2 protein-coding genes and 1 pseudogene are annotated in these 4402 nt (G+C 47.7%); 1 reads left to right on the top strand and 2 read right to left on the bottom strand.

What is annotated here, in order from left to right; genetic code table 11:
* Both pheS and ACRCZA_RS12740 read right to left on the bottom strand, forming a co-directional pair.
* The coding region (gene pheS / locus ACRCZA_RS12745) for a phenylalanine--tRNA ligase subunit alpha (protein ID WP_438674799.1) at positions 1–926 on the bottom strand (926 nt) is incomplete at its 3' end.
* Positions 927–1195: 269 nt separating this feature from the next.
* Positions 1196–3205 carry an ATP-dependent DNA helicase gene (locus ACRCZA_RS12740; protein WP_438674798.1) on the bottom strand — a complete coding sequence of 670 codons (2010 nt, stop codon included), beginning with the start codon at positions 3203–3205 and terminating at the stop codon, positions 1196–1198.
* Positions 3206–4136: 931 nt separating this feature from the next.
* On the opposite strand from ACRCZA_RS12740, the pseudogene ACRCZA_RS12735 reads away from it, so the two are divergent.
* Positions 4137–4402 (top strand): annotated as a pseudogene (locus ACRCZA_RS12735) (hypothetical protein); the annotation flags it as partial.

Genomic DNA, 4402 nt, shown 5'->3' with positions numbered 1-4402 from the left:
ACGCCGTAACGCAACATAGTGAGACGCTCAACCCCCATACCAAAAGCAAAACCAGAGTATTTTTCTGGATCGATGCCCACACTGCGCAGCACATTTGGGTGCACCATGCCGCAGCCTAACACTTCTAACCATTTGCCGTTTTTACCCATCACATCCACTTCGGCCGAAGGCTCAGTGAAGGGAAAATAAGATGGGCGGAAACGCACCTGCAAATCCTCTTCAAAGAAGTTCCGCAGAAAATCATGCAAAATGCCTTTAAGTTCAGCAAAGTTCACATGTTCATCCACGAGCAGGCCTTCCACTTGGTGGAACATCGGCGTGTGGGTTTGGTCATAATCGTTACGATACACCCGGCCCGGAGAGATAATGCGCAGTGGCGGTTTTTCGGTTTCCATGGTCCGAATTTGCACGCCCGAAGTTTGAGTACGCAGCATCAGCTTAGGATTAAAGTAAAAGGTATCATGATCGGCACGAGCAGGATGGTGCTCAGAGATATTCAGCGCGTCGAAATTGTGGAAATCATCTTCAATTTCAGGCCCATGCTTTACCGTAAACCCTAATTCGCCGAAGAAGGTTTCAATTCGCTCAATCGTGCGAGTCACGGGATGTAAGCCACCATTTTCCATGGTGCGGCCTGGTAACGTCACGTCAATTTTTTCGGCGATTAATTTCGCTTCCAATTCCGAACGTTTTAAACCATCGATACGCTCAGTTAATTTTTGCTGAATCGCCTGTTTCGCATCATTGACCGCTTGGCCAAAGGCAGGCTTTTCTGCTGGGCTTAAGCTACCCATCAGTTTCATCATGTCGGTGATCTTACCTTTCTTGCCAAGGTAATCGACACGGATATCATCCAGTGCTTTTAGATCACTGGCCTGGTCAATAATGACTAAGGCTTGCTCTACGATCTCAGTTAACTGCTGCATTTTCTCTTCCACTGCATAGTCGCGCTTGATAAACAAGTGCTATGGGCGCCAAAATTTCAGGCTATTTGGGTGCTCAGGTTATCGGGCGTTAATGCCAGACGCGTTGCTAGCTATAACGAAATAAAAGGATACGAATTTTACGCGAGCAAATGGCATATTGCTAGGGCTTAGACGGGATTTTTATCATGCAAATTCATGTGTTACCCCTCAGATTGTGGCCACTGACCACAGCATGATGCCCATAAGGCCTCTGCGTTTGCGGCGCAATCTCAGGGGATTTGCCTTAAAAACGCTAACGCTTTATCTAAATCGCGGGTGCGGGCCATCGGCGGCAGTGAGTTTAAAAAGGCTTGGCCATAGTCACGGTTAACGATGCGATTATCGCAAAGGATCAATACGCCACGATCTTTTTCATCACGAATGAGCCGGCCAACGCCTTGTTTTAATGCAATAATCGCCTGAGGTAATGCCACTTCCGTAAAGGGATCGCCGCCCCTGCGACTCACATTATCAGCGCGGGCGCGGTACAAGGTATCGTCGGGGGAGACAAAGGGTAACTTGTCGATGACCACGCAGCTTAACAATTTGCCGCGCACATCGACCCCTTCCCAAAAACTGCTGGTGCCAAGGAGCACAGCATTGCCAAGCTGACGAAACTTGGTCAATAAACTCTGTTTACCCGCTTGGCCTTGCACCAACAGCGGATACGGGGTGCGAGAACGCAATGCGAGCGCCGTTTGCTCGAGCATTTTATGGCTGGTAAACAAAATAAAGGTGCGCCCCTGCGCCGCCTCAATGGCTTTGACACAAACATCGACTAACTGCTTAAGCGCCTGCTGCTGATTGGCCACATTTCCCAATTGCCTTGGCACGCAAAAAACCGCCTGACGGGGATAATCAAAGGGGCTGTCTAAAATCACTTGCTGCGCCTTGGCAATGCCCATTTCTTTGGCAAAATGGCCAAGACTGCGGTTAACTTGCAAGGTTGCCGAGGTAAATATCCAACTGGTTTGCGGTGCAAACAACTGCTGGCACTCAAGGGCAATATTGATAGGCGAAATCCGTAGCACCACAAAACGACTGCCCAGTTCGATGCTGTAGGCCGCCTGCGGATTATCGCAATGAAAAAACACACTCAGCTTTTGAATGAATTCTGCCAACCTGATGGCAATATCATCCAGTGTGCTGCTGCGGCCAATGTGCGCGAGCAATAACGTTTGCAGCGCGGTTAACTCCGCCAATACATCCCAGGAGGCCACTGCAATGGCTTTATTTCCTAGCATGAGTCGCCAGTCTAACTCGCCACTTGCATATAACTGATTATGCCAATCCGTTAATTTAACCAAACAACGTTGACAAAATTGCGCAATTTGTCCGGTATCAGTCAATTCGGTTTGATAGACAACAAGCAGCTTTTGAAGCAGATCGTCAAGGGCGCGAGTCGCGCATTGTTGACCAAAATAGTTAACGCAAATATCCGGTAAAAGATGGGCTTCATCAAAAATGACCACATCGGGATCGGGCAATAACTCGGCAAACCCCGTATCCTTCAACACACTATCGGCAAAAAACAAATGGTGGTTGACGACAATAATCTTAGCCTCCATGGCACGACTGCGAGCCTTGCGGGTAAAGCAGGCGTCATAACTGTCGCAGCGCTGGCCAAGGCAAGTCTCTTTCGTACTGACCACTAAGGGAAGCGCAGGAGAATGTTCAGGCACCGAGGTCAGGGTGCCAATATCGCCGTCTTGACTCATGCCCGCCCACTGATTAATTTTTAACAAATCGTCCAGTAAACGCGCCTCGATATGGCTCGCCTCCTGCATTTGCCTATCGAGCCGGTACTGACACAAGTAATTATTGCGCCCTTTTAATAAGGCGAGTTTGGGTGCCATCCCCAACATGGCGGTGAGCGCAGGTAAATCCTTTAAAAACAACTGCTCCTGCAAGTTTTTACTGCCAGTACTGACGATCACTTGCTTGCCACTCAACATCGCCGGAATTAAATAGGCGAAGGTTTTACCCACCCCTGTGCCCGCTTCAATCACCGCATTGCCCTTGCTGGCGATGGCATCACTCACCAGCGTGGCCATTGCTATTTGGCTTGCGCGCGCACTAAATCCCTGAATATGTTTGGCTAACACCCCATCGGGCAAAAATGCACGTTGCACTTCGGCCGAGAGTCGACTCCCCACAGCGCCACCTTTTGCCACAGAAGGCTGAGTGGCGACGTTGTGAGAAAATGCCTGCTTTGATGTCAGTTGCCGGGAGCGAGTCAAAGAAAGAATCAATCCTATATCAAGATGTTAAAATGCATTAAACCCTGCAGTAAAACGACATAAAAGCTGCTGCCTAAGGGCGTAATGATGGCATTTGTAGCATCACAGGTGGGCGCCACAAACCGCCGTAAACGCTAGCGTGCAGCTTAATCGGTCGAAGCATTATGCTGATTTAAGCTAAGACTACAAGTTAGCAAGGCTAATTTCATGGGGTCATTCCCGCGAGAACGTAGCAGAGCAGCAATGTCGCCAACGGCCACTGAGATCACAATGACAATCCTGGCTAGCCACTTTGCGGATAATTTCGCTAAAAAGCTGATGCACCATTCGGTATTTTGGCTCGTTAGCGTAATCGACAATTTGCGCACGAGTTGCCCGACAAATCCTCATCTATTGGGCTTACGTTTCGCGCTAGCGTAAAGCGGCTAACAAGGTATGGTATGCAGACGTATTGAAATATCAGCACTTTTAAGTGTTTTTAAACTGATAAGCGAGCGCCCCCTCCCCGCCTAAAATCAACAAAACCATTTAAAATCATTTGAATATACCTCACCCACATTAGTTAATAGGTTTGGAACACATACATACGCGTTTTTCCGGATGGTGTATTTGATAAAAAGCTGATAAGTTCTTTACATACAGACAGTTAACTGTGAGCGCTTTCACTGACCCAACGAGGTAAACGCGCATGTGCACTAATAAAATGTTAGGCTGGTCGTGTTCTGTGAACCTAAGATAAAGGATTATTTATGAGCTACATAATTGCTTTTGTTTCCTTCGAGGATTCTACCAAGGAGTTTCCTGTGCAATGTTTCCGCACTGACATCAAGCAAGGCGATAAAGTGATAGTTCGTAGAGCGGATCAAAAATTAAGGCCTGCACTAGTAAAGGATCTGAAATATCTGAACTGGGATTGCAGTGGCAGAATTGAGTGCAAATCAGACGAGCTAGAGGCCGCTCTGATGGTGATATTGTTTTGCCAAAAGGATCACCTCTTGTTCATGGTATATCAACCCCTGATGCCTTCATCAAAGAGCTTAAGTCACACGGATGGGTACCAGTTAAGTCTAAGCGGCGTCAATACCGGGCCGTGTTTGGGTTTAGCAATAGCTTCAAAGTTGCGTACAAATTTGTGAGAAAAAATGGAATAGATATTCAGATGCTTTATAGCTCTGGTAGCCAAATAGTGAAGCCATT

Origin of the sequence: Shewanella sp. (assembly GCF_051658185.1) — a bacterium.
GTDB lineage: Bacteria > Pseudomonadota > Gammaproteobacteria > Enterobacterales > Shewanellaceae > Shewanella.
The sequence above is the reverse complement of the archived record's forward strand: the minus strand, read 5'-3'. Positions and strand labels throughout refer to the sequence as shown.